Origin of the sequence: Paradevosia shaoguanensis, assembly GCF_016801025.1 — a bacterium.
GTDB lineage: Bacteria > Pseudomonadota > Alphaproteobacteria > Rhizobiales > Devosiaceae > Paradevosia > Paradevosia shaoguanensis.
On record NZ_CP068983.1, the window covers coordinates 1,249,436 to 1,270,948 of the forward strand.

Here is a 21,513-nt window from a genome sequence, read left to right on the forward strand (position 1 = left end):
CGCCTGAAGTGCACGCGAAAAGTGATCGTCTGTGAGTGCCTGTCAGTCAAGAGACTCCCCATTCGTTCCTGGGGGGAGCGACAGGATCGCCAGTTCCTCAAACCCTCGTTGCTGCTAGTGTGGCAGCAGCCAGTCGAACGCCGAGGTCCCCATGAGCCGTCTGACCCATAACGAAGTCCATATGGTGCACCGGATCGGCTGGTTGCGCGCAGCGGTACTCGGCGCCAATGACGGCTTGGTGTCTACTGCCAGCCTCGTAGTGGGCGTCGCCTCAGCAGGCTCGGATCGGTCGGCGATACTTATCGCCGGTCTCGCTGGCCTCGTTGCCGGTGCAATGTCGATGGCGGCCGGGGAATACGTCTCGGTGAGCTCTCAGGCCGACGCAGAGAAGGCAGACCTCGAGCGCGAGCGGAGGGAGCTGGCTGACAATCCGGCAGGTGAGCTCGACGAACTCACCGACATCTATGTTGCCCGCGGCTTGAGCGAGCCGCTCGCGCGGCAGGTGGCCGAACAGTTGATGGCTGGCGATGCGCTGGCGGCACATGCCCGCGATGAGCTCGGCATATCCGAAACCGTCGAAACCCGGCCGATTCAGGCCGCTATCGTCTCGGCCCTGACCTTCTCGGCCGGCGCGATCGTGCCGATCCTCGTGGCCATCGCCTCCCCGACGGCAGCCACAGGCTGGACCGTCGCCGCCACTACCATAGTGGGTCTCGCCATCCTGGGGGGCCTCGGTGCATCGGCCGGCGGCGCAGGCATCGCCAAAGGCGCAATTCGCGTCACCTTCTGGGGCGCCCTGGCCATGGCCGCAACCGCCGTCATCGGCACGGTCTTCGGGGTGGCGGCCTAGTTGGGGTAGTGGCGGCGGGATAGCTGCTCGAGTATGCTAGCGGCCTCAGAACGGCCCCACCCATGTAGCAAGCCGTTCTAGTTTGCGGCCTACGCGAGAAAAGCGAGGTTTTCCCAGCCGACAGTGCGGGTGCCCGCTTCGATTTCGGCTACGCATTGGGCGATGCGGTCCAGGGTCGGTGTGGGGTGGTTGCCGCGGCGACGGGTGATGGCGCCGACGTGTTCGCTGCATTCGGTCTTGCGGTGGTGTACCGCGAGATCGCGCCAAACGCCTGTTCGGCCCACGCCTCCGGTATGACCGCCCCAATAGGCGCGCTGCGCGTCCCAGGAGGCTGCGATGCGGGCGGGGTCGTCGTCGGCGAAGGCGTCGGGGCTGAAGCCGTCGACATCTACGAGTCGGACGTCATTCAGGCGCGCGATTTCTGCGCCCTCACGTGCGGCGCTTGACAGGAGGCGGATGGCGTCGGGATCGGCATAGATGTCGAGCACGTCGCGGTCGAGTACGGCCGTGCCGTAGTAGACGGCACCAACCACCATCTTGGCCCAGAGGTAGCCGAAAATGTTGTCGGTCACCTCACAGGCCTGCAGGCTTCGTAGGTGGGCGGCGAGTTCTTCAACGCGCGGGCTGATCGTGCCGTCGACTTCGCCGACACGGAAGCTTCCCTCACCGGCATAGCGAATCTTGCCCGGCGCTTCGATGAAGCCGCCGAAGGTAAGATAGGCGCCGATGACCCGGTGGGCGCCGAAGGCCTCTGCCAGGGCGTATTCATTGAGGCCGTTCTGCAGGGAGACGATGAAGCCGTCTTCCGCGAGCTTTCCCTTGAGGAGATCAATTGCTGCGTTGGTATGCGGCGCCTTGACGGCAAGCAGTACGCGCTCCTGGCCGGGCTGCAGGTCTTCAGGCGCAATGACCTTGAGACGGGTCGTGCTCTCACGGAAGCCGGAAATCTGGAGGCCATCACGGGCAATCGCCGCACGATGGTCGGGGTTCGCCTCAACCAGCGTGACGGAATGGCCCGCTTCGTGGAGCGCCACGCCCACAACACCGCCGATGGCACCGGCGCCGATGATCGTATAGTTCATTTGAGGTCTCGGGTAAGCGGAACATGCGGGCGGCCGCAATGGGAGCCACCGGTAATTTCGAGCACGGCTCCCGTGGTCCAGGGCGAGCGCTCGGAGGCGAGGAAGGCTACGGCCTCAGCGATGTCCGAAGGAGCGCCCGTCCGGCGCATCGGGGTCGCGCGGATCATGTCGTTGACATAGCCGTGCAGACCCGTGGATTCCTCGGAAATGACGTCATCGAGAATGAGACCGGGCGCGACGGCGTTGACGCGAATGCCATGCGGTCCGAGTTCAATGGCCAGCACCTCGGTCACCATGTTCATCGCGGCCTTTGAGCTGGCATAATGGCTGCTGCCAGCGCGGGCGGAGCGGCCGGCGCCCGAGGTGATATTGACGATGCCGCCTTTCACGCCTTCGGCGATCCAGCGACGGGCAAGCCAGCGCGACAGGAACATGGGGCCGCGGACGTTGATGGCGAAGGTCCGATCCCATTCTTCCGCCGTCATGTCGACGAGCGGCAGGTTGGGATAGATGCCGTGCGCGGTGACCAGGAGGTCGGGCAGGCCGACTGCTTTCTCGGCCGCCTCGAACATCGTATCGACGCCAACCTCATCCACGACGTTGCCGGCAACAGCAACAGAATTGGCATCCGAACCGGCTGCGAACGCACGGCCTGCTTCGGCGGCCGCAAGCGTCATGTCGGCGAAGGCGACCTTGGCCCCCTCTCGAAGCAGCGTCGCACCGATCACCTTGCCGATCCGTCCGCCACCGCCGGTAACGACGGCAGTCCGACCCGACAGCAATTGCGTCCCGCTCATTGCGGCTTTCCTTTCTTCAACTCGGCAAGGCCTTCTTCGAGCGCAGCGCATGCCGCGGCGAGAGCCACGGCGACGCGGTTGCGCGCTCGCACCAGGCGCGTGGTCATGAACTTTTCTTCGTCGGAGCCTGTCGGCAGCGTCGGCAGATCGCGCACACCCTGAAGAGAGGGATAGGCGCGCATCGGCAGAGCCGGATCGTGATCGAAGGCGTCGCAATCGGTGTAGTCAACCGGCACGAGGGCGCGGGAAACCTTGAAGAGGATGCCGTTGACCAGCACCGGGTCGGCGTCGGGAGGCAGGGCGGAAGCCAGCGCCACCAGCTTTTCTGCGCGCCGCTGCAATTCGGAAAGATCGAAGCGGGCGCCCACGGCCGTCTGCAACGAGGCCAGTTCCTCCAACAGGTAGCGACCATGCTCAGCATAGTCCAACGGCAGGGCAGCATCGGTCAGAAGCCGCCATACGGTATGCATGTAGATCTGGGTGTCGCGGACGAGGATATCACTATCCATCTGCTCGATGAGATCGTCCGGCGTGTGCCACCACCAGCCGGTGCCGAAGCCGCCGGACTTGCCGGGCCGGAACATGGCGACAGGGCCGTTGGCGGCAGGTGCAGCTTCGATAGGATGAGTGCTCATATTGCCGAAGATCGCCGGCACGCCCATGCCCCAGAAAGACTGATCGCCGGCTCGCGCCATGCGGGCATTGCCGAAAGTCTGACCGGACACTTCGCGGATGGCCTCGCTGGCCAGGCCGCGCAATTCGGCCGCTGCGGCGGTGTCGGCAACGACGGTGTTGTTCTTGCCGCCGGTGCTGTCGACATTGACATGCACGAGGGCGCGCCTCTGCAGCTCTTCCCAATTGTGGTCGGCATACCAGGAGGAGGAAGAATAGCGGCCCTGGCTGTGGCCGGACCAGAATACGACGCGCAGTGCGCGCTTCCACTGGTCGCGATGCAGCGCGGCGATACGGGCCACCTCGATCATGGTGGCGTTGGCGCCGCCATTGTCCATCACGCCATAATACCAGGTGTCATGGTGGCCGGTGTAGAAGACGAAGGGCTCCTCGTCGCCCCCTGCGCTTGAGGACATATCCGCGACCAGGATAGGCGTGGGGCGCCAACCCGTGTCGACATCGGCAACCAATACGCCGTCAGCCGCGCCGTTCTTTGCCAGTTCCTCGCGCAGCTTCGCCCCGTCACTTTCGCGCACGGTGCAGACCACGCTCGTGGGCAGGTTCTTCGCCTTGTGATCGTCAGGGCTCCCCCAAACCGGCGAGATACACATTTCATGGCGCTGCTCGCTCGGGCTGACGTGGATCTGTCCGATAGCGCCCATTCGGCAGGCGATCATGGTCACCACCGGATTGGCGATGCCATCCATCAGCACGATCTTGCCGCGTACATCCTTGCCCTTGTAGTCGTCGGGCATGCCTTTGCCGACATCGACGACCTTGCCTTTAAGGCCACCGGCCGGAGCGGAGCGCGAGAAGGAATGGGTGATAGCGCCGACTTCGACGCCTCCCACCTTCACCGAGGCACCCGGCTTGGGCAGGCTGATATAGGCCTCGTGCGACAACAGCTCGGTGCGATAGCCGTAGGACCGCATAACGTCTTCGCAATAGCGCAGGCTCTCGAGCTCGCCCGGTGTACCGGCTTCCTTTTGGTATTTGGCGAATTCCTCGAGGTGGCGCCACATGATGTCGCCATCGACGGCGCCGCGGACGCTCGAAATATCGGTCATTTGCTGGGTTCCTTTCCTTGCATCACCAGGCCGTCCGGCGTGCGATTGCGGCCCGCGATGCTCATGACGATGACGATCGCGACCGCGAGCAGGATCAAAAGACTAGAAAGGGCAGCAATCGTCGGGTCCTGCCATTTCTGGAGATAGAGGAACATCTCGATCGGCAGCGTGTTGTCGCCGGGCCGAACGAGGAAAAGCGTGGTCTCCACCTGATCGAACGAGGTGATCCAGGCGAACAGGCCCGCCGTCAGCACACCAGCGCGGATCTGCGGGAGCACGACGCGGAAAAACGTCCGTATCGGACCGGCTCCCAGGTCCATGGCAGCCTCTTCCGTCGACCAGTCGAAATTGGAAAAGCCCGCTGCCGTGATGGCGATAACGAAAGGCGTAACCACCAGCACGTGGGTCAGGAGCAGGCCGGGATACGAATAGGCAATACCGACGCGAACGAAGAAGATGAAGAGCGCGACGCCCAGCACGATGCTCGGCAGGACAACCGGCGCCATCAGGAATGCCTTGACGATATCGCGTCCGCGCAGCCGGTACTTGACCAGCGCATAGGCAGAGAGCGTTCCGATCACCAGGGCGATTGCAGTTGCCAGGGTCGCGAGGATGACCGAGCGCACGGCCGCTCCCAGGAACGCGCCTTGTTGCGCGAGGTTCTCGTACCAGCGGAGCGAATAGCCTTCCGGCGGAAAGACATTGTAGGCCGTGGACGAGAAGGAGTTCAGCACGACGATCGCCAACGGCGCGACGATGTAGATCGCGCCGGCCGCGCAGAAAAGCGCGAGAGCGATATGACGGATATGGGGCCAGTTGCGTGTCATCGCTCAGCTCTCGCTATAGGCCAACAGCCGGTTGCACAGGGCGACCGTGATCAGCGCCATGACCAGAAGGACGAGGCCGCCGACCGAGGCTACCGGCCAGTTGATGTCGGAGGTGGCCCGATAAACCTGCAGGGGCAGGACGAGCACTCGACCACCGCCGAGCACGGCCGGCGTCACCAGCGCGCCGAGCGCCAGCGTGAAACTGATCTGGAGAGCCGACACCACGCCCGGCAGGCTTTGTGGGAAGATGACGCGGCGGAAGGTGGTCCACCAACCGGCACCCAGATCCATGGCGGCCTCGCGAAGGGCTGGATCGATGCGCACGAGGCTCGAAAAGATCGGGAACACGACGAGCGGCAGGAATACGTGGCAAAGGCTGATGACAACGCCCGTCAGATTGTAGACCAGCTCGAGCGGCTCCCGGATCACGCCAAGCTTCATCAGCGTCCAGTTCACCGCGCCCTGGTCCGAGAGCAGCACGCTCCAGCCATAGGAGCGGACCACGACGCTGACCAGGATCGGCGAGAAGATAATGAGCCCGTACCAGCGTTGCAGCGCCGGCCAGCGGCAGCGCCACAGACCATAGGCCAGCGGATAGCCGATGATGAGCGACACGAACGAGGTAATCGCTGCCATCTTGAGCGTGTCAAAGATGATGGCGTGGTAGTAGGGATCGGTCAGGAAGAGCAGGTAGGTCTTGAAGGTGAAATCCTCGACCAGCCGGCCACGCTCATAGCTGTAGACGCTGTATTCCAGGAAAGCGCCGATAGGCAGCACGAAAAGGAAAGTCATCAACGCGAACGCCGGCAACAGGAGCAGCCAGGGCCGCAGCTTTTGCCAAAACCGCGAGCGCGGAGCGATGACATCCGTGGGGAGGGTCTGGACGCTCATTTTTGCGGAAACAACCTCGCGGCGCGTGCCTGCCAGCCGATATCGACCAGCACCCCGCGCTCGTGAGGCTTCTCATCGGCGATGTGCGGTTGCTGGGCGGTGAGTTCGATGCCCTGCTCGGTTTCAAGCACATAGTCGATGGCGGAACCGGAGAACACGACCTCGCGGATACGCGCCTTGGTGCGCACATCCATCGCCGCGGCAGCGGCGCCAATGCGGATGGCTTCATAGCGCAGTACGATATCGCCTTTGCCGTTTGTCGGAGCTGCGCCGACCGAAGCCGCAAAGCGCAGGCCTTTCAGAGAGACGGCAGCTGTGTCGCCGGCGACGCTCTCAACATCCACAGGCAGAGCGTTGGCATTTCCGAGGAAGGTTGCCACGAACCGCGTTTTGGGAGCGTCATAGACTTCATGCGGCGACCCGATCTGGTGGATGCTGCCCTCGCTCATGATGGCGATGTTGTCCGACATGGTCAGCGCTTCGCTCTGGTCATGCGTGACATAGACGAATGTGGCGCCGACGCTTTCCTGCAGGCGCTTGAGCTCGATCTGCATCTGCATGCGCAGCTTCAGGTCCAGCGCGCCCAGCGGCTCATCGAGCAGCAGCACCTTGGGCTTGTTGACGAGCGCACGGGCAAGCGCCACACGCTGCATCTGACCACCCGAAAGCTGGCGCGGCTTACGCGCGCCGTAGGCACCAAGCCCAACCAGTTCCAGTGCCTCGGCCACCTGCCGGTTCAGCTCTCCGCCTCTCGCACCGCGAACGCTTGGCCCAAAGGCAACGTTCTCGTGCACGGTCATATGCGGAAAGAGCGCCCAACGCTGGAACACCATATTGGTGGGCCGCCGGTAGGCGGGTACACCGTCGGAGCGCTGGTCCCCAATCCAGATTTGCCCCTGATCGGGATCCTCGAAGCCGGCCAGCATCCGCAACGTCGTCGACTTGCCGCAGCCCGAAGGACCGAGCAGCGAGAAGAACGAACCTTCCGGGATGTGAAAGTTGATGCCGTTCACTGCGACGTGGCCGCCAAAGACCTTCGACACACCGACAAATTCGACGCCTTGGCGCACGACGCGCTCCTAACTCTTGCTTTCAATGATCGGCGGGCCATTCTATCGGCCCGCCGGTCTGTTTCAGGCGACCGGTCGGGTCAGCGCATCTTGAACTTGACCTCGCGGTCCCATCTCTCACGCCAGTCGGACGACATCTCGGCGATGTAGTCGTAATCGAGAAGGATCGCCTTTTCGGCGGCCTCCAGGCTTAGCAGCGGATTGGCCTTCTGCTCGTCGGAGAGCGCGGCATTAGTGGTCACGGGAACCGAATAGGTGAGTTCGCCGTACCGGGCCGCGTTCTCGGGCTCCAGTAGGGTATTGATGAGATCGCCGCAGACCTTCTTCTCCTCGGGCGTGACGCCATTGGCGATCGCCAGGTACACAGGAAAAGCAATCATCCCCTCTTCGGGTGCGGCGAAACCGAGCGGCGCGCCTTCCTTCATCCAGACCGAGGCCAGCGAAGCGAACCATGGCGAATAATAGGCGTCGCCTGAGACGATGAGGTTCTTCACCGCATCGTTGGAATCCACCAGTGCGCGGATATTTCCGGCGTGATTGGCCCAGACCTCGAAGCCCGGATCGATATTGCGCTCATCCCCGCCGTTCAGTCGGGCGGCGATGGCCAGCATGCGCGTGTCGTAGTCGAAGAACGTGACCTGCTTGTCATTGCCATCAGCCCACAGCACGCTCCAGCTCTTGGGCGGCTCCTTCACCTTGTCGGTGTTGTACATAATGCCGATGGTGGAGGTCTGGTAACCGATCCCCTTGCCCTCGGGCCGCACGAAGCGCTCGAGCACGTTGGCCATGTTCGGGACATCCGCGGTCGAAACCGGCGCCCACATGTCATCGACCTTGCCCTTGGTGATGGCGTCGACATTGAAGAAGCCGCAATGCACCAGCGGATCATCCGGGGTGGTGCGACGAGCAGCTACCATCTTCGGATAGGTGATGGTGTTGTTCGATTCCAGGATATCGATCGTCACGTTTGGATGCGCGGCGCGATAATCCTCGATCACCTTGGTCGGAATGACCCCCTGGTTGGACCCAGCCCAGATGAAGAAGGTGACGTTTACCTTGCCGTCCTGCGCCAAGGCCGGAACCACCGGCGAAGACGCAGCAAGAGCCAAGGCTGCGCAACCCATGCGCAGGAAGCGAGAAAGCGGTGATGAAACAGGGCGAGACACCGAAGACCTCCAATCCCCTCGAGATTACGGATATATGAAGGTTTGCACAAAGAAATGCTCATATCAAGACGACTTACGTAGCAGATATGGACTTTTGTCACGCAATGCGTAGTTTCGGATGTCAAACGTTCGCTTCGAGCGAGCTGCTGAGAGAAAGCCCATGAGCGCTGATTTCGACCAGACTGACCTTGATATCGTTGTGGAACTTTCCAAAGACGGCCGCTGTCCGTTCCGTGAAATCGCCCGCAAGCTCGGCATTTCCGAAGGCACCGTGCGCATGCGCGTGGCCCGGCTTCAGGAGAAGGGCTACATCCGTATAGCCGCCGTCGGACGCCCCAGTGCGCTCGGCATCGCCTGCAACGCCATGGTCCTGCTCAAGGTCCCACCGCAATCGGTGCGACATGCGGCCGCGCTGCTCGCCGAACGCCACCATGTCCGCTTTGTCGGGGTGACCATGGGCTCGTCGGACATCGTCATCCAGACGCTGCACAATTCCTTCCAGGAACTGTTCGACTTCGTGTCCCGCCAACTCCTCGAAATCGTGCCCGACCTCATCAGCTCGGAAACGCTGCAGTTCGGCGAAGTCCTCAAAAGCGAATGGAACTGGGCCGAATGGTTCCGCAACGGGCTGGCGGCAACGCCAGGAGCGGAGCCGTCCGGTCGAAAAGTAACAGAAACTGGAGATGACGCCTCCGGCGCAGGCGATGCCGACGGCAACCAGAAGGAAGCGCCTTAGCCATGGACTTTACGACTCGGCCCGATATTCGCGGCACTTTCGGCGTCGTCAGCACGACCCACTGGATTGCCTCATCGGTGGGCATGGCAATGCTGGAAAGAGGCGGAAATGCCTTCGATGCCGCAGCTGCCGCAGGTTTTGTGCTGCAGATTGTGGAGCCGCATCTCAACGGCCCGGGAGGCGACCTGCCGGCAATTTTCGTGCGGCCCGGCGAGCAGCCGCAGGTGTTGTGCGCGCAAGGATCAGCGCCTGCCGCGGCAACGATCGAAGCCTATCGGGCCTCAGGTCTCACCGAAGTACCCGGATCCGGTCTTCTGGCCTCGGTCGTGCCAGGCGCATTCGACGGCTGGATGCTGATTCTGCGCGACTTCGGCAACCTGCCGCTCGACGTGGTGCTGGAGCCGGCGATCTTTTATGCCGAGCAAGGCCACCCCGCCCTGCCGCGGCTCTCCAACACTGTCGCGGAGCTCGCGGACTTCTTTCGCAAGGAATGGCCCAGCTCTGCCGAGGTATGGATGCCGGGCGACAAGGTCCCCGCTCCTCATGCCATTTTCCGGAACGAGGCGCTGGCCCGAACCTGGCGCCGCTTGCTGCGCGAAACGGAAGGCGCTCGGAGCCGCGAGGCGCGGATCGAGGCGGCACGCAGCGTCTTCTATCGGGGTTTCATCGCAGAAGGCGTCGACTCGCTCATGCGCGGCGAACTCATGGATTCGAGCGGCCAGCGCAACAAAGGCCTGTTGACCGCAGCGGACATGGCTGGCTGGCAAGCACACTATGAGCCGACGGTGAGCGGCAGCTATAACGGCTGGACCATCCACAAGACCGGCCCATGGGGGCAAGGGCCGGTTCTGCTGCAGGCGCTCAACATCCTTCGTCACACGCGCATAGAAGAAGCGCCGATCAACAGTGCCGAATTCGTGCACCTCGCTGCAGAAGCCCTCAAGCTCGCCTTCGCCGATCGCGATACGTTCTATGGCGACCCGGACTTTTCGCACATTCCGCTCGATGTGCTCCTTTCGGACGACTACGCACGCCGCCGCGCAACACTGATCGGCGAAACGGCCTCTCTGGAACAGCGTCCCGGCGACCTGGCCGGCCTCGGTCACCTTGCGGAACGTGCAGCCGAGCGCGCAACGGCCGGAAGTCTGTCTGTCGGCGGCATAGGCACGGGTGAGCCGACCATGGCGCACCTCACCCTCAAGGAGGGCGACACCGTCCATATCGACGTTGCCGACAGATGGGGCAACGTCGTTTCGGCCACCCCGTCGGGGGGGTGGCTGCAGTCGTCGCCAGTAGTGCCGGGCCTCGGTTTCCCGATGAACTCTCGAGCCCAGATGTTCTGGCTGGAGGAAGGCCTGCCATCATCGTTACGCCCTCGAAGCCGACCGCGCACCACGCTCTCCCCCTCGCTTGCCATCCATGAGGATGGCCGGATCCTCTCCGTAGGAACGCCGGGTGGCGACCAGCAGGACCAGTGGCAGCTCGTCTTTTTCCTCCAGCTCCTGCGCGGCGAGCAGAGCCTCCAGAAGATACTCGATACGCCCGTATTTCATTCAACCCACGTTCAGGCCTCTTTCGCGCCGCGCAGCTTCTCCCCCGGCGGCCTGTCGGTCGAAGAAACGCTCGGCGCCAAGGTAATCGCCGAACTGAAACGCCGCGGACACGACGTTTCTGTCACACCCGCCTGGTCCGGCGGCCGACTAACCTGCGCCGAACGCCGCCCCGACGGCCAATTACTGGCTGCCGCCACCCCGCGCATGATGCAGGCTTATGCCGTGGGGAGGTGAGAGGACTTTCGCGGTTTTGTCTCCACCCCGAGAGATTTCTGGCGCCCGATTCCGGGCGCCAATAGCGAAAAACGTCTGGAGCAGCTCACGACGTGTTCTTCGCCTTAGAACGCATGATAGTCCCTGAGCTCATCGCTAATCTTCGCCCGAAGACGCCGACAGAAATATTGCCCGTGCACTTGGCGCGTGATGAAATTAGTTATCTGCGTGTATGATCGGATGCCTGATAAAGTCGCGGCGGCGGGCGGATCGGGCGGACGGGAATTTCGCGAAGAGGGAAAGCTGTGATTTCTAGAAGTAAACGTAAGAATTTGCTCAGACGCGCTCGTTAACAAGCACTGTCAGCTCCGATCTGAGATCGCCCCCGTGTTTGTCGACCAGACCTCCTTGCTTCTTGCGCTCGGTTTTGCCGCATTCGCGCTTTCGGCCACGCTGTTCGTCACGTGGCTGGCTGCGCGCACCGAGCGGTTCATCCTGATCTGGGCTGTTGGCGCGGGCACTCTCATGGCAGCCTTCGCTGGTTTTTCAATAAACGCGGTCAGCAACAATTATGTGCTGCTCTGGGGCTCCAACATGCTGCTTACAGGCGGATTCGTCGTCCTGTTCAGCGCTGCGTGCCTCTTCACCGAGCGAAAGCTGCCGCGCGCACGCATCGTCGCTGTAGCGACCGCATCGGCAGCGCTTGTAACGATCCCGTTCCTGCTGGGCTTCGATGCGCTGGGGGCCATCATGGGCAACCTGGTCAATGCCGCGCTGTTGATTGGCACGGCCTGGGAGTTCTGGCGGGGTCGGTCGGAAGCGCCGCTCTGGGTCAACGGCATAGCGGCCCTCTATGGCGTTACCGCGCTCTCATTCATTCCCTGCGCCATCATGATCTACCTCAAGGGCCCGCTGGTGTTGCAGGCGCCGCCCAGCGGCTGGGCGGAGGATCTCAATTCGATCATGGGGCTGGTCGGGGTGACCGGCATAGGCGCGCTATCGCTTGCCCTCAACCAGGCGCGCATCGCCCGGCAGCATCGCGACGAGGCGAATACCGACCCGTTGACGGGATTGCTGAACCGCCGCGCCGTTTTCGAGCGCTTCGGCGCCACGTCCCTGGGAAAAGATACCGCCGTCCTGATCTTCGACCTCGATCACTTCAAATCGATCAATGACAAGCACGGCCACGCTGCCGGGGACGAGGCGCTGCGCCGCTTTGCCTCCGTCCTCAGCCAACGCGTTCCGCCGAGATCAGCCGCGGCCCGGATCGGCGGCGAGGAATTTCTGCTGGTTGTTACGGATACCGACCGGGACTTGGCTCTCGCCATCGCCGAGGCCGTGCGGTCGGATTTCGCGTGCGAGATTCTACAGGGGCCGCAGGGAGGATTTCGAGGCACGGTGAGCGCAGGCCTCTCCACCGGCGAACACCACCTCGATACGTTCGACAACATTCTGCGTCGAGCCGACGATGCGCTCTACAAGGCGAAGAACAGCGGGCGGAACCGCGTGTCCTCCGCAGCAGCGGGCGGCAGGTGAGCGCAATCGCGCGACAGCCCTCCATACCCAACCGGCACTGCTGGGCCCCTAGAACAGCGACGTCGCGTCGGCCGCCTCGATGAGTTTTCGCGTGTAGTCGGTGCGCGGATTGGCCAATACGTCGGCGGTTGCGCCCGTCTCGACGATCCTGCCCGATTTCATCACGATCATCGTCTCGCAGATGCGCCCGACCACGGCGAGGTCATGGGTCACCAGCACCAATGTCAGCCCCAGGTCCTTGCGCAGGTCCATGAGCAGGTTGAGCACTTTCGCCTGCACCGAAACGTCCAGCGCGCTGGTCGGCTCGTCCGCATAGAGCAGTTTTGGGCCGAGCGAGAGCGCCCGCGCCACCGCCAGGCGCTGCAATTGCCCGCCCGAAAGCTGGTGCGGATAGCGGTCCAGCACTTCCGGGCCCAGCCCGACGCGCTCCAGCCAGCCGGTCACCTCCTGCCGCGAGGGCACGCGGCGCTCGATGGCGCGGGCGGGCTCCTGCAGGGAGCGGAAAATGCTCATGCGCGGGTCGAACGAACTGGCCGGGCTCTGGAACACCATCTGGTTGCGCCGCCGGAATTCGCGCGCATCGCGCTCCAGCCATTCGCCGGTGCCGCGCCCGCCGAAGCGGATTTCGCCCTTGCCCGGCGCCAGCAGCCCGCAGAGCAGGCGCACGAGCGTCGACTTGCCCGAGCCGGATTCTCCCACCACGCCCAGCGTCGTGCCCGCTTCCACGGCCAGCGACACCCCGTCGATGATCCATGACGGCTCCGCCGCCTGCTTCTGCCAGGGCAGGGGTTGCGCATAAGTGAAATGCAGGTTCTCGGCTTCAACCAGCAGCGACATCGGCGCCTCCCTCGATAGCCGGGTTGAGGCAGCGGAAGATGTGTCCCGAGGCCAGGCGCGTCTGCGGAATGTCCCCGGCGCAGCCGGGCAGGCTGAAGGCGCAGCGGTTGCGGAACCGGCAGCCCGAGGGGAAGCGGCCCGCCGCCGGCACCGCGCCTTCGATGGTGGTCAGATGCTGGCCCTGCTGGCTGGGCAGGTCGGCGACGCGGCTGCGTCCCGGATTGGCTCCCACCAGTGCCTCGGTATAGCGATGGCCCGGGTTGCGCAGCACTTCGTCCACGGGCCCGATTTCCATCAGGTGCCCGCCATAAAGCACCGCCACCTTCTCGCTCACGGCGCGAATCACGCCCAGATTGTGCGACACGAACAGCAGCGCCATGCCGCGCTCGCGGCTGAGGCGCAGCAGCAGTTCGAGAATGTCCTTCTGCACCGTCACGTCGAGCGCCGTCGTCGGCTCGTCGGCAATGAGCAGCTTTGGCGAGCAGGCAATGGCCATGGCGATGAGCACGCGCTGCCGCTGCCCGCCCGAAAGCTGGTGCGGATAGCGCCGGGCCAGCCCCTGCGGATCGGGCAGGCGCACTTCCTCGAGCAGCGCCACCGCCCGCTCCATGGCTGCAGCTTTGGAAAGTCCCGCATGGAGCCGCAGCGGCTCTGCCACCTGGCTGCCCACCCGCATCAGCGGGTTGAGCGAGCGCAGCGGGTCCTGGAACACCACGCCCACTTCGGCGCCGCGCAATTGTGCCAATTGCCCGTCCGAAAGTCCGATGAGTTCGCGCCCGCCGAGCTTGACCGATCCCGTCACCCGCGCGCCCAGCGGCTGCAGGCCCACCGCGCTCATGGCCGACATGGTCTTGCCCGAACCGGATTCCCCGACCAGGCCCAGCCGCTCGCCGGTGCCCAGGTCGAGCGCGTCGATCATCACGATTTCGCGGCCGCCGATCTCGACCTTGAGGTTGCGGATCTCAAGCAATGCGGGCGCTCCCTGATTGCTGCTGCGGGTCGAGCATCGTCCGCAGGCCGTCACCCAGGAGGTTGAACCCGAGCACGGAAATCATGATGGCGGCGCCGGGGAAGATCATCAGGGAGGGTGCCTTGTCGATCAGCGGCAGCGCTTCGTTGAGCAGCCGCCCCCACGATGGCGTCGGCCGCTGTGCACCCACGCCCAGATAGGAGAGCGAAGCTTCGATGAGGATGGCGGAAGCGAACATCACCGAGCCCTGCACGATGATGAGCGGCCCGATATTGGGCAGCACGTGCCGGAACAGCACGAACCAGCGCCCGCGGCCATAGGAATAGCTGGCCTCCACGAACTCGCGCGCCAGAATCTGCCGAGCCGGCCCGATGGTGACGCGCGCCACCAGCGGCACGAACCAGACGACGATGGCGATGATCGAGGCGAGGTTGCCCGCGCCGATGGCCGTCGCCACCACCAGCGCCACCAGCACGCCCGGCAGCGCCACGCCTACGTCCGCCACGCGGCTGAGCAATATCTGCGGCAGGCCGCGCGCCGAAGCCGCTGCAAGGCCAAGCAGGACGCCAGGCACCAGCGCGATGAGTGTCGAGATCACGCTCACGAACAGCGAGTTGCGCGCGCCGGCCATCACCTGCGAAAGCACGTCGCGCCCCATGCGGTCGGTGCCGAACATGTAGCCATCGGTCAGCGGCGCCTTGAGGCGGTTGGCGACGCTCAGCGCGCCCTCGGGGTAGGGCGTCCAGAACAGCGAGACGAACCCCACCACCACGAACAGCGCCACCAGGAATGCCCCGACGAGAAAGCTCAGCGGCAGCCTGGAAAGCCGCTGGCGCAGGCTTGGGCTCCTGGTGTCCCCGGCCATCGACGCACCGGCCGTTTCGCTAGCCATGGGCGCCTCCCGCGCTCGAATGCCGGATGCGCGGATCGAGCAGTCCGTAGCTGATGTCCATGATGAAGTTGAGCACGAGGATCATGAGCATGACCACGAAGACCAGCGATTGCACCACCACCGCCTCGCGATTGCCGACCGCTTCGATCAGCATCTTGCCCAGCCCCGGCAGCGCGAAAATGTTCTCGATCACCACCGTGCCGGCGATGAGCGTGCCGAACTGCAGCGTCGCCACCGTCAGGAGCTGGATCGAGGCATTGCGCGTGCCATGCAGCACCACGGCGCGCGGTCGCGTATAGCCCTTGGCCATGGCGGTGCGGATATAGTCCTCGTTGGTGACCTCTAGCATGCTCGAGCGCACATAGCGCGCCAGCAGCGAGATCATCGGAATGGAAAGCGCCAGGATCGGTAGGATGAGGCTGCGGATGGCGCCCACCGGGTCTTCCGACCACGGCACGTAGCCGCCTGCCGGCAGCCAGCCCAGGCGCACCGAAACCAGCCCGATCAGCAGCAGGGCCGCCCAGAAGGTCGGGATGGCGAGGCCGAGCTGGGCAATCACGTCGATCAGCCCGCCGCGCCAGTCGCGCGCATGCAGCGCCGAATAGATGCCCGCCGCCAGCGCCACGATGGCCGAGAGTAGGAGCGTCCCCACCGAAAGGCTGAAGGTCAGGCCGAGCCGCGACCAGATTTCATGGAAAATGTCGTATTGTGCCGCATAGGACTTGCCGAGGTCGCCGCGCACGAGGCCGAACAGCCAGTCGAAATATTGCTGCGGCCAGGACCGGTTGAGCCCGAGTTCGTCGCGCAGCGCCGCCAGGGCCTCGGGCGTCGCGCCCTTGCCCAGGATGATGGTGGCGACATCGCCGCTCAGAAGACGCAGCAGCAGGAACACCACGAGCGACCCGATGAGGGCCGACCCGATAAGCGTCACCACAGATCGCAGGAAAAGTCGGAACAAGGGTCTCTCCGGCAAAGCCGGGCCGCGCGTCTGGCGCGCGGCCCGATGTCGGTTGTTACTCGGCCCAGTGCAGGCCGCGCAGGTCAGCTTCGGCCTGCGAGCGATAGGGCTTCCAGCCGGCCAGCTTGGCGTTGGCGTAGGTCACGTCCATCCAGGCCACGGTCGGGATCACCCAGGCTGCGTCGGCGAAGGCATTGACCGCCTGCTTGCGCAGGGCCGTGGCCTCGTCGGCTGTGACGGCGGCGTCGGCCTTGTTCCAGGCTTCGTCGAATTCCGGCACGCAGGCGCTGGCGAACCAGCCGGGGCAGAGGAAGCTGTCGACTGTCTGCGGGCCGGTCAGCGTCGTCATCTCGAAATTGGGCGTCGAGCCGAGCACTTCATCGAGATAGGCCGCCAATTCGCGGCTCGCGCCCTTGACGTTGATGCCCACCGCGCCAAGCTCATCGGTCAGGAGCTCGGACATCGCCGGGCCGTCGGAGATGTTGTAGTATTTGAGCTCGACGTCGAGGTTACCGACTCCAGCCTCGGTCAGCAGGGTCTGCGCCTTTTCCGGATCGTACGGATAAGGGCAATAATCGCTGTTCCACGGCAGGTTGGCCGGGTTGACGAACAGGCACGCCGGCTCGGCAAAGCCCGAATAGGCGCCGATCGCGATGTCTTCGCGGTTGATGGCATGGGCGATGGCCTGCCGCACGCGGATATCGGCGAATTTCGGGTTCTTGGCATCGAGCGCGATATAGTTGACCTGATTGGACGGCGTGGTCAGCACCGCCAGTTTCGGATCGGCCTTGACTGCATCCGCGCGTTCCTTGCCGTCGCCGACCAGCACGTTGATGAGGTCGATATCGCCGGCCATCAGCGCGTTCACGGCGGCGATCTCGTCGCCGATGAAGCGGATGCGGACATTCTCGAAATAGGGCTTGTCGCCGTGATAGTCCTCGAAGCGCTTCACATCGACTTCGATGCCCGGCTTCCATTCGCCGAAGCTGAAGGGACCGGTGCCCACAGGCGCCTTGGCGAGGTTATCGAGCCCGCCTTCGGGCAGCATCATGCCGGCAAGGCCCGACATGCCGGCGAGGAACGCCTGGCTCGGGCGCGACAGCGTCACCTTGATCGTCGAGGCGTCGACTTTCTCGATATTGCTCACCGCGTCGAAGGTCTTGGAAATCTCCGGGCGCGGCGACTTCTTGTACTGCTCGAACGAATAGAGCACGTCGTCGGCGTCGAAGTCCGTGCCGTCATGGAACTTGGCCTTGACCAGCTTGAACGTGTAGGTCAGCCCGTCCGGCGTCACCTCGTAGGAGGCCAGCAGCGGCTTGAGCGATCCGTCCTGCTGCGTCTCGAGCAGCGGCTCGATGACGTTGAGGAACAGCACGCCGTTGATGGCCGTGGCGGTGCCCACCGTATAGTCCCAGTTCGGCGGTTCCTGCGGCGTGGACATCACCAGGTTGGTCGTCCCCACCTGCGCGAACGCCGCCTGCGGCGCCAAAGCCAGCGTCAGCACCGCTGCGCTCGCCAGCGCCAGCCGGCCGACGCGGCCAAGGCCGCGCACACCGGATTGCGGTTTGTGTTCCCTCATCGATTTCTGCTCCCTTTGCAGCACCGACCGCCCTAAGCATTCCCTCGGCAGCCGACTGCACATTTCATCGGCGAGCAAGTTTCGAGTCAACAAACGGACATCTCGCATACCGAAACACGTTGCAAACGGGGTGCGAGCGTCTCCATCACCCGCTGTTCGTGTTGGCAGTGAAAAATGCAGATTTCCGAAACCTGATGGTCAAGTACCGAAAGTGGGGACCAGACCTATATTGGCGCGGAGGCAGTCCTTCTCGAAATGCAGCCGAAGGCGCGCGTTTCGCCATGCAAAACGCGCTTCAATCGGAGGCAGCCTAGCGCTCCAGCAATCTCGCGATTTCCGCAAATCCTCGGGCACGAGCATGAGCGAGGGGCGTTACGCCATCGTGGTCGGCCAACTCGCGGTCGGCGCCGGCTTCGAGCAGCAGACGCACAACCTCCTGGTGGTCCGGGCCGCCGTCACCGAGGATCACGGCTTCTATGAGAGCGGTCCAGCCAAGATTGTTGACGTGGTCGAGAGGCGCGCCGGCGGCAATGAGGCGGCGGACGATTTCGGCGTGGCCGAGATGAGCGGCCGCGATCAATGCCGTTCCGTTATAGGGGCTGGTGATCAGCCCAGGATCGTTGCCGAGCGTGATGGCTAGCGACATGAGGTTGGGATCGTTGGCCACGGCAGCAATAGTCACGACATCGTAGGCCTGATTTTCCAGCGCGTTCATATCGGCGCCAGCGGCGGCAAGCGCGCGCAGGGCAGCCTCGCTTGAGAAGAAAGCCGCGACGTGAGCCGGTGTACGGCCGTTCCTGTCGCGCACGTTGACGTCAGCGCCCGCAGCCACGAGGCGGCCGATTTCAGCGGCATCGCCGATCTGAGCGGCACGAAGCAGGCCTTGATAGGCCGCGATTTCGGGCGCCGAAGGGGCCGTTTGGGCATAGGCGACGCTCGATGTGACGAGCATCACTGAAACGAGGATCATCCGCAGCATTCAAAGCTCCGTCAAACAAGAACGGCCCGCAGCAAGGCGGGCCGTTCGGGGATCACATGCGAGGCTTACTCGGCCGCGCCGATGGCCTTGAGGCCTGCGACGGCACAGCCGGCGTCGATGTCGCCCGACGGCGCGCCGCCGACACCGATGCCACCGACCAGGGCCTTGCCGATGCGGATCGGGAGGCCGCCGGCCTGGATGACCATGCGGGCATCCATGTCGCGCAGGCCGGCATTGGCCGGGGCGGTCGAGATGAATTCGGCGAGTCCGGCCGTATCTCGGCCCATGGCTGCGGAGGTGAAGGCCTTGCCTTCGGCGCTGGAGCCGGTATGCGGGCCCGAATTGTCGGCCTTGAGCAGGACCTTGGTCGCACCGTCGCGCGCTACGATGGCGACGCTGACATTATGGCCTTCGGCAACGCAAGCCTGGAGGGCGGCATCGGCAGCCTGGGTGGCCAGAGCGAGCGGGAGATAAGGAGCGGTCGGCAGTTCCTGCGCCTGGGCGGCGAACGGGGTCAGCAGAGCGGCGGCGATAACGAGGTTCCGGATCATCACGGTTTCCTTTCAGGTGATGAAAGGAACCTAGCTCCCGCCCTCGCCGCCAGATATTCGTAGGCTTGGCGTGCGTCTCCGTAGTTCTACGGAGTGTCGCGCCCCTCGAGCCAGAGCCGGGTCATTTCCGCCTGGGATGTCGTGCCCAGCTTGGCGCCGATCGCGGCCCGGTGGCTTTCGATCGTTCGGGGCGAGAGGCCAAGCCCTTCGGCGATCTGGCGCGTGGTGAAACCCTCGGCGATGCGATCCAGCACTTCGCTTTCCCGCGCCGTCAGCGACGACAGCAGCGCCAGCGTCTCGGCCTTTTCCGCCCGGCGACTGAGCACGCGCTCCAGCGCCTCCTGCCCCTTCTGGATGGCGTCGATCAGGTCCTGCTCATCGATCGGCTTGGAGAGGAAATCGACGGCGCCGTTGCGGAAAGCCCGGCGGCAGGCCTCGATATCGCCATGGCCGGAAATGACGATCGTGGGCCAGTCGATGCCCTGTTCGAGGAGGCGCTCCTGGAGCTTGAGGCCGGAAATGGCCGGCATCCTGATGTCGAGGATCAGGCAGCCCGGCGCGAGCTTGGGCACCTGCGCGAGAAAGGCCTGCGGGTCGGCAAAGCCCATGACCTTTATGCCCACGGTCGACAGCAGCAAGGCAAGCGCATGGCGTACGGCCTCGTCGTCATCGACGAGATAGACGGGGTGGATCATTGCGCGGCCTCCGCCAATGGCTGTTTGCGGGGCAGGACGACGCGGAAGGTCGCCCCCGTTTCGGTATCGACCAGCGAGATTTCGCCACCGGCGCGCTCCACCAGGCGCTGGCTCAACGCCAGACCCAATCCGGTGCCGTCGGCGCGTGTCGTTGTAAAGGGCGTGAAGAGGCGCGGGCGCAGTTCTCTCGCAACACCGGGGCCATTGTCGGCGATCTCCAGCACCACCTGGTCAGCCTGCTCCCTGAGTGCGATCGTCACGCGTGCCGCACTGCCCTGCCCGGCCGTGGCATCGATGGCGTTGCGCACCAGATTGAAGACCACCTGTTCCATTTCCACCGGATCGGCGATCACCGGAACGGCACGCATGGGCAGATCGAGAGCCAGCTTCATGCCACTGGCACCGGCCTGCGGGCCAAGCAGGGCCTCGACGTTCCGCACGGCATCGCGCATGTCGAAGGCGGACTTTTTCAGCCCGTCCTGCGGGCGGGACCAATTGCGGAAGCGCTCCAGTATCGCGGACGCGCGACGCGCCTGCGTCACGGTATCGTCGAGCACAGGCGCCAAAGCCTCGACATCGCCTCGACCCAACAGCCGTCGCCCGGCCTGAACCTGCGCCAGAATAGCGGTCAGCGGCTGTGTCAGCTCATGGGCGAGGCCGCTGGCCATTTCGCCCAGGGCATTAACGCGCGAAGCATGGGCGAGGCGCGAATCCAACGCACTGAGCCGCGCCTGTTCCACCGCCTGACGCGTACGGGCACGCTGGCGCAAAGCGGAGAGGATTGCGAGGTAGGCGAGCGCCGTAGCGAGAAGCGCCAACCCCGTGACCAGCGGCGGAAGGAGATCGGCGAGTCCGATCTGCATTCCCGTTTCGAGCAGCAGCGGCTGCGACGCACTCCCCAATACCCGCGAGAATCGCAGCGTTTCACCGGTCTCGCCTCGATTGAAGAGCGGGCGTCCGTCCGGCAGAGAGAGCGTGAGGTCGACACCGGGCCGCGTCCAGAACGAGCCAGCCTCATCAAGCAGCTTTTCGGCATCGATGCCGAGCATCAACCCATAACGCGCCGCTTCCGAATTGGGGCTGCGCTTGACCATGATGTAGTGATGCGGCTTGCCCGGATGCGGCAGGATGGCGATGCTGCCGTCCGACGCCTTTGCCGCCGCGCGAACGATCTCGGCGAGAGCCGGATCGAGCGTCTCCGTGCCCACCACCGTGCCCTGCGGGTCCAGCGGCACGAGCTGCACTTCATCGATACGCGGATAGAAGCGCGAAATGGTCGCGGCAACATCGAGGAAAAGATCCCGCCGCTCCCCCTCGCCCGCCGTCGCCACGGCCGACAACGCCGTCATGTGCGCATCGTGCTGGTCGGCACGCTGGGAGACCAGGCGATGCAGGATATTGCTTTCCTGCTCCAGCTCGGCAACCAGCATATTGCGCTCGACAAAGGCCAGCGCCGCCGCTGCCGCAAGCAACAGCAGGCAGCCAATGACAATCAGCTTGAGCGGGCTTTCAAGAAGAGGTCGGCGTTGGCGCATCATGACCGCATTCTCGCAGTTTCCGTCTCCACCCGATACGTTCTCTACCGAACATCC

At 64.2% G+C, this 21,513-nt stretch carries 20 protein-coding genes; 4 read left to right on the forward strand and 16 right to left on the reverse strand.

What is annotated here, in order from left to right; genetic code table 11:
- Window positions 1-151: 151 nt before the first annotated feature.
- The gene (locus JNE37_RS05755; RefSeq protein ID WP_035091332.1) at window positions 152-850 is read left to right on the forward strand and encodes a VIT1/CCC1 transporter family protein; all 699 of its coding nucleotides are present in this window, start codon (window positions 152-154) and stop codon (window positions 848-850) included.
- Window positions 851-939: 89 nt separating this feature from the next.
- Here the strand turns inward: JNE37_RS05755 and JNE37_RS05760 are convergent, their stop codons facing one another.
- From JNE37_RS05760 to JNE37_RS05790, 7 genes are all read right to left on the reverse strand, one after another.
- Entirely contained in the window at window positions 940-1,932 is a 993-nt protein-coding gene (locus JNE37_RS05760) for a ketopantoate reductase family protein (RefSeq protein WP_203065617.1), read from the reverse strand.
- Window positions 1,929-2,729, reverse strand: a complete 801-nt coding sequence (locus JNE37_RS05765) for an SDR family NAD(P)-dependent oxidoreductase (protein WP_203065618.1) — start codon at window positions 2,727-2,729, stop codon at window positions 1,929-1,931. The genes JNE37_RS05760 and JNE37_RS05765 overlap by 4 nt, the downstream gene beginning before the upstream one ends.
- Window positions 2,726-4,468, reverse strand: coding sequence for a M28 family peptidase (locus JNE37_RS05770; RefSeq protein WP_246513536.1), 1,743 nt, complete (start codon window positions 4,466-4,468; stop codon window positions 2,726-2,728). Before JNE37_RS05770 ends, JNE37_RS05765 begins: the two co-directional genes overlap by 4 nt.
- Window positions 4,465-5,295 carry an ABC transporter permease gene (locus JNE37_RS05775; protein WP_052015315.1) on the reverse strand — a complete coding sequence of 277 codons (831 nt, stop codon included), beginning with the start codon at window positions 5,293-5,295 and terminating at the stop codon, window positions 4,465-4,467. Before JNE37_RS05775 ends, JNE37_RS05770 begins: the two co-directional genes overlap by 4 nt.
- A 3-nt stretch (window positions 5,296-5,298) precedes the next feature.
- Entirely contained in the window at window positions 5,299-6,087 is a 789-nt protein-coding gene (locus JNE37_RS05780) for an ABC transporter permease (protein WP_203065619.1), read from the reverse strand.
- Between the two features lie 95 nt (window positions 6,088-6,182).
- Entirely contained in the window at window positions 6,183-7,256 is a 1,074-nt protein-coding gene (locus tag JNE37_RS05785) for an ABC transporter ATP-binding protein (RefSeq protein WP_203065620.1), read from the reverse strand.
- 80 nt (window positions 7,257-7,336) lie between these two features.
- Window positions 7,337-8,365 (reverse strand): ABC transporter substrate-binding protein, encoded by a 1,029-nt coding sequence (locus JNE37_RS05790; RefSeq protein WP_203065621.1) that lies wholly within the window; start codon window positions 8,363-8,365, stop codon window positions 7,337-7,339.
- A gap of 217 nt (window positions 8,366-8,582) precedes the next feature.
- On the opposite strand from JNE37_RS05790, the gene JNE37_RS22775 reads away from it, so the two are divergent.
- From JNE37_RS22775 to JNE37_RS05805, 3 genes are all read left to right on the forward strand, one after another.
- On the forward strand, window positions 8,583-9,158 hold the full coding sequence (locus tag JNE37_RS22775) for an Lrp/AsnC family transcriptional regulator (protein WP_203065622.1): 576 nt from the start codon (window positions 8,583-8,585) through the stop codon (window positions 9,156-9,158).
- A gap of 2 nt (window positions 9,159-9,160) precedes the next feature.
- A complete protein-coding gene (locus tag JNE37_RS05800) occupies window positions 9,161-10,945 on the forward strand; it encodes a gamma-glutamyltransferase family protein (RefSeq protein ID WP_203065623.1) in 1,785 nt (594 codons plus the stop codon).
- A gap of 366 nt (window positions 10,946-11,311) precedes the next feature.
- Window positions 11,312-12,460, forward strand: a complete 1,149-nt coding sequence (locus JNE37_RS05805) for a GGDEF domain-containing protein (protein WP_035036417.1) — start codon at window positions 11,312-11,314, stop codon at window positions 12,458-12,460.
- Between the two features lie 48 nt (window positions 12,461-12,508).
- Here JNE37_RS05805 and JNE37_RS05810 read toward each other — a convergent pair whose 3' ends face one another.
- From JNE37_RS05810 to JNE37_RS05850, 9 genes are all read right to left on the reverse strand, one after another.
- Window positions 12,509-13,297 (reverse strand): ABC transporter ATP-binding protein, encoded by a 789-nt coding sequence (locus JNE37_RS05810; protein WP_203065624.1) that lies wholly within the window; start codon window positions 13,295-13,297, stop codon window positions 12,509-12,511.
- On the reverse strand, window positions 13,281-14,267 hold the full coding sequence (locus JNE37_RS05815; protein ID WP_203065625.1) for an ABC transporter ATP-binding protein: 987 nt from the start codon (window positions 14,265-14,267) through the stop codon (window positions 13,281-13,283). The genes JNE37_RS05810 and JNE37_RS05815 overlap by 17 nt, the downstream gene beginning before the upstream one ends.
- On the reverse strand, window positions 14,260-15,159 hold the full coding sequence (locus JNE37_RS05820) for an ABC transporter permease (RefSeq protein WP_203065626.1): 900 nt from the start codon (window positions 15,157-15,159) through the stop codon (window positions 14,260-14,262). Before JNE37_RS05820 ends, JNE37_RS05815 begins: the two co-directional genes overlap by 8 nt.
- Window positions 15,152-16,117, reverse strand: a complete 966-nt coding sequence (locus tag JNE37_RS05825; RefSeq protein WP_203065627.1) for an ABC transporter permease — start codon at window positions 16,115-16,117, stop codon at window positions 15,152-15,154. Before JNE37_RS05825 ends, JNE37_RS05820 begins: the two co-directional genes overlap by 8 nt.
- A 55-nt stretch (window positions 16,118-16,172) precedes the next feature.
- A complete protein-coding gene (locus tag JNE37_RS05830; protein ID WP_203065628.1) occupies window positions 16,173-17,696 on the reverse strand; it encodes an ABC transporter substrate-binding protein in 1,524 nt (507 codons plus the stop codon).
- Between the two features lie 310 nt (window positions 17,697-18,006).
- Window positions 18,007-18,675 (reverse strand): ankyrin repeat domain-containing protein, encoded by a 669-nt coding sequence (locus JNE37_RS05835; RefSeq protein ID WP_035036430.1) that lies wholly within the window; start codon window positions 18,673-18,675, stop codon window positions 18,007-18,009.
- Window positions 18,676-18,740: 65 nt separating this feature from the next.
- Window positions 18,741-19,226, reverse strand: a complete 486-nt coding sequence (locus JNE37_RS05840; RefSeq protein WP_035091346.1) for a GlcG/HbpS family heme-binding protein — start codon at window positions 19,224-19,226, stop codon at window positions 18,741-18,743.
- A gap of 86 nt (window positions 19,227-19,312) precedes the next feature.
- A complete protein-coding gene (locus JNE37_RS05845) occupies window positions 19,313-19,921 on the reverse strand; it encodes a response regulator transcription factor (RefSeq protein WP_203065629.1) in 609 nt (202 codons plus the stop codon).
- The gene (locus JNE37_RS05850; protein WP_203065630.1) at window positions 19,918-21,459 is read right to left on the reverse strand and encodes a sensor histidine kinase; all 1,542 of its coding nucleotides are present in this window, start codon (window positions 21,457-21,459) and stop codon (window positions 19,918-19,920) included. The genes JNE37_RS05845 and JNE37_RS05850 overlap by 4 nt, the downstream gene beginning before the upstream one ends.
- Between the last annotated feature and the right edge of the window lie 54 nt (window positions 21,460-21,513).

Bases quoted from the DNA above. Each gene is read 5' to 3' on its own strand.
- JNE37_RS05755 (WP_035091332.1), top strand. From the start codon at position 152: ATGAGCCGTCTGACCCATAACGAAGTCCATATGGTGCACCGGATCGGC.
- JNE37_RS05760 (WP_203065617.1), bottom strand. From the start codon at position 1,932: ATGAACTATACGATCATCGGCGCCGGTGCCATCGGCGGTGTTGTGGGC.
- JNE37_RS05765 (WP_203065618.1), bottom strand. From the start codon at position 2,729: ATGAGCGGGACGCAATTGCTGTCGGGTCGGACTGCCGTCGTTACCGGC.
- JNE37_RS05770 (WP_246513536.1), bottom strand. From the start codon at position 4,468: ATGACCGATATTTCGAGCGTCCGCGGCGCCGTCGATGGCGACATCATG.
- JNE37_RS05775 (WP_052015315.1), bottom strand. From the start codon at position 5,295: ATGACACGCAACTGGCCCCATATCCGTCATATCGCTCTCGCGCTTTTC.
- JNE37_RS05780 (WP_203065619.1), bottom strand. From the start codon at position 6,087: ATGACTTTCCTTTTCGTGCTGCCTATCGGCGCTTTCCTGGAATACAGC.
- JNE37_RS22775 (WP_203065622.1), top strand. From the start codon at position 8,583: ATGAGCGCTGATTTCGACCAGACTGACCTTGATATCGTTGTGGAACTT.
- JNE37_RS05800 (WP_203065623.1), top strand. From the start codon at position 9,161: ATGGACTTTACGACTCGGCCCGATATTCGCGGCACTTTCGGCGTCGTC.
- JNE37_RS05810 (WP_203065624.1), bottom strand. From the start codon at position 13,297: ATGTCGCTGCTGGTTGAAGCCGAGAACCTGCATTTCACTTATGCGCAA.
- JNE37_RS05820 (WP_203065626.1), bottom strand. From the start codon at position 15,159: ATGGCTAGCGAAACGGCCGGTGCGTCGATGGCCGGGGACACCAGGAGC.
- JNE37_RS05830 (WP_203065628.1), bottom strand. From the start codon at position 17,696: ATGAGGGAACACAAACCGCAATCCGGTGTGCGCGGCCTTGGCCGCGTC.
- JNE37_RS05835 (WP_035036430.1), bottom strand. From the start codon at position 18,675: ATGCTGCGGATGATCCTCGTTTCAGTGATGCTCGTCACATCGAGCGTC.
- JNE37_RS05840 (WP_035091346.1), bottom strand. From the start codon at position 19,226: ATGATCCGGAACCTCGTTATCGCCGCCGCTCTGCTGACCCCGTTCGCC.
- JNE37_RS05845 (WP_203065629.1), bottom strand. From the start codon at position 19,921: ATGATCCACCCCGTCTATCTCGTCGATGACGACGAGGCCGTACGCCAT.
- JNE37_RS05850 (WP_203065630.1), bottom strand. From the start codon at position 21,459: ATGATGCGCCAACGCCGACCTCTTCTTGAAAGCCCGCTCAAGCTGATT.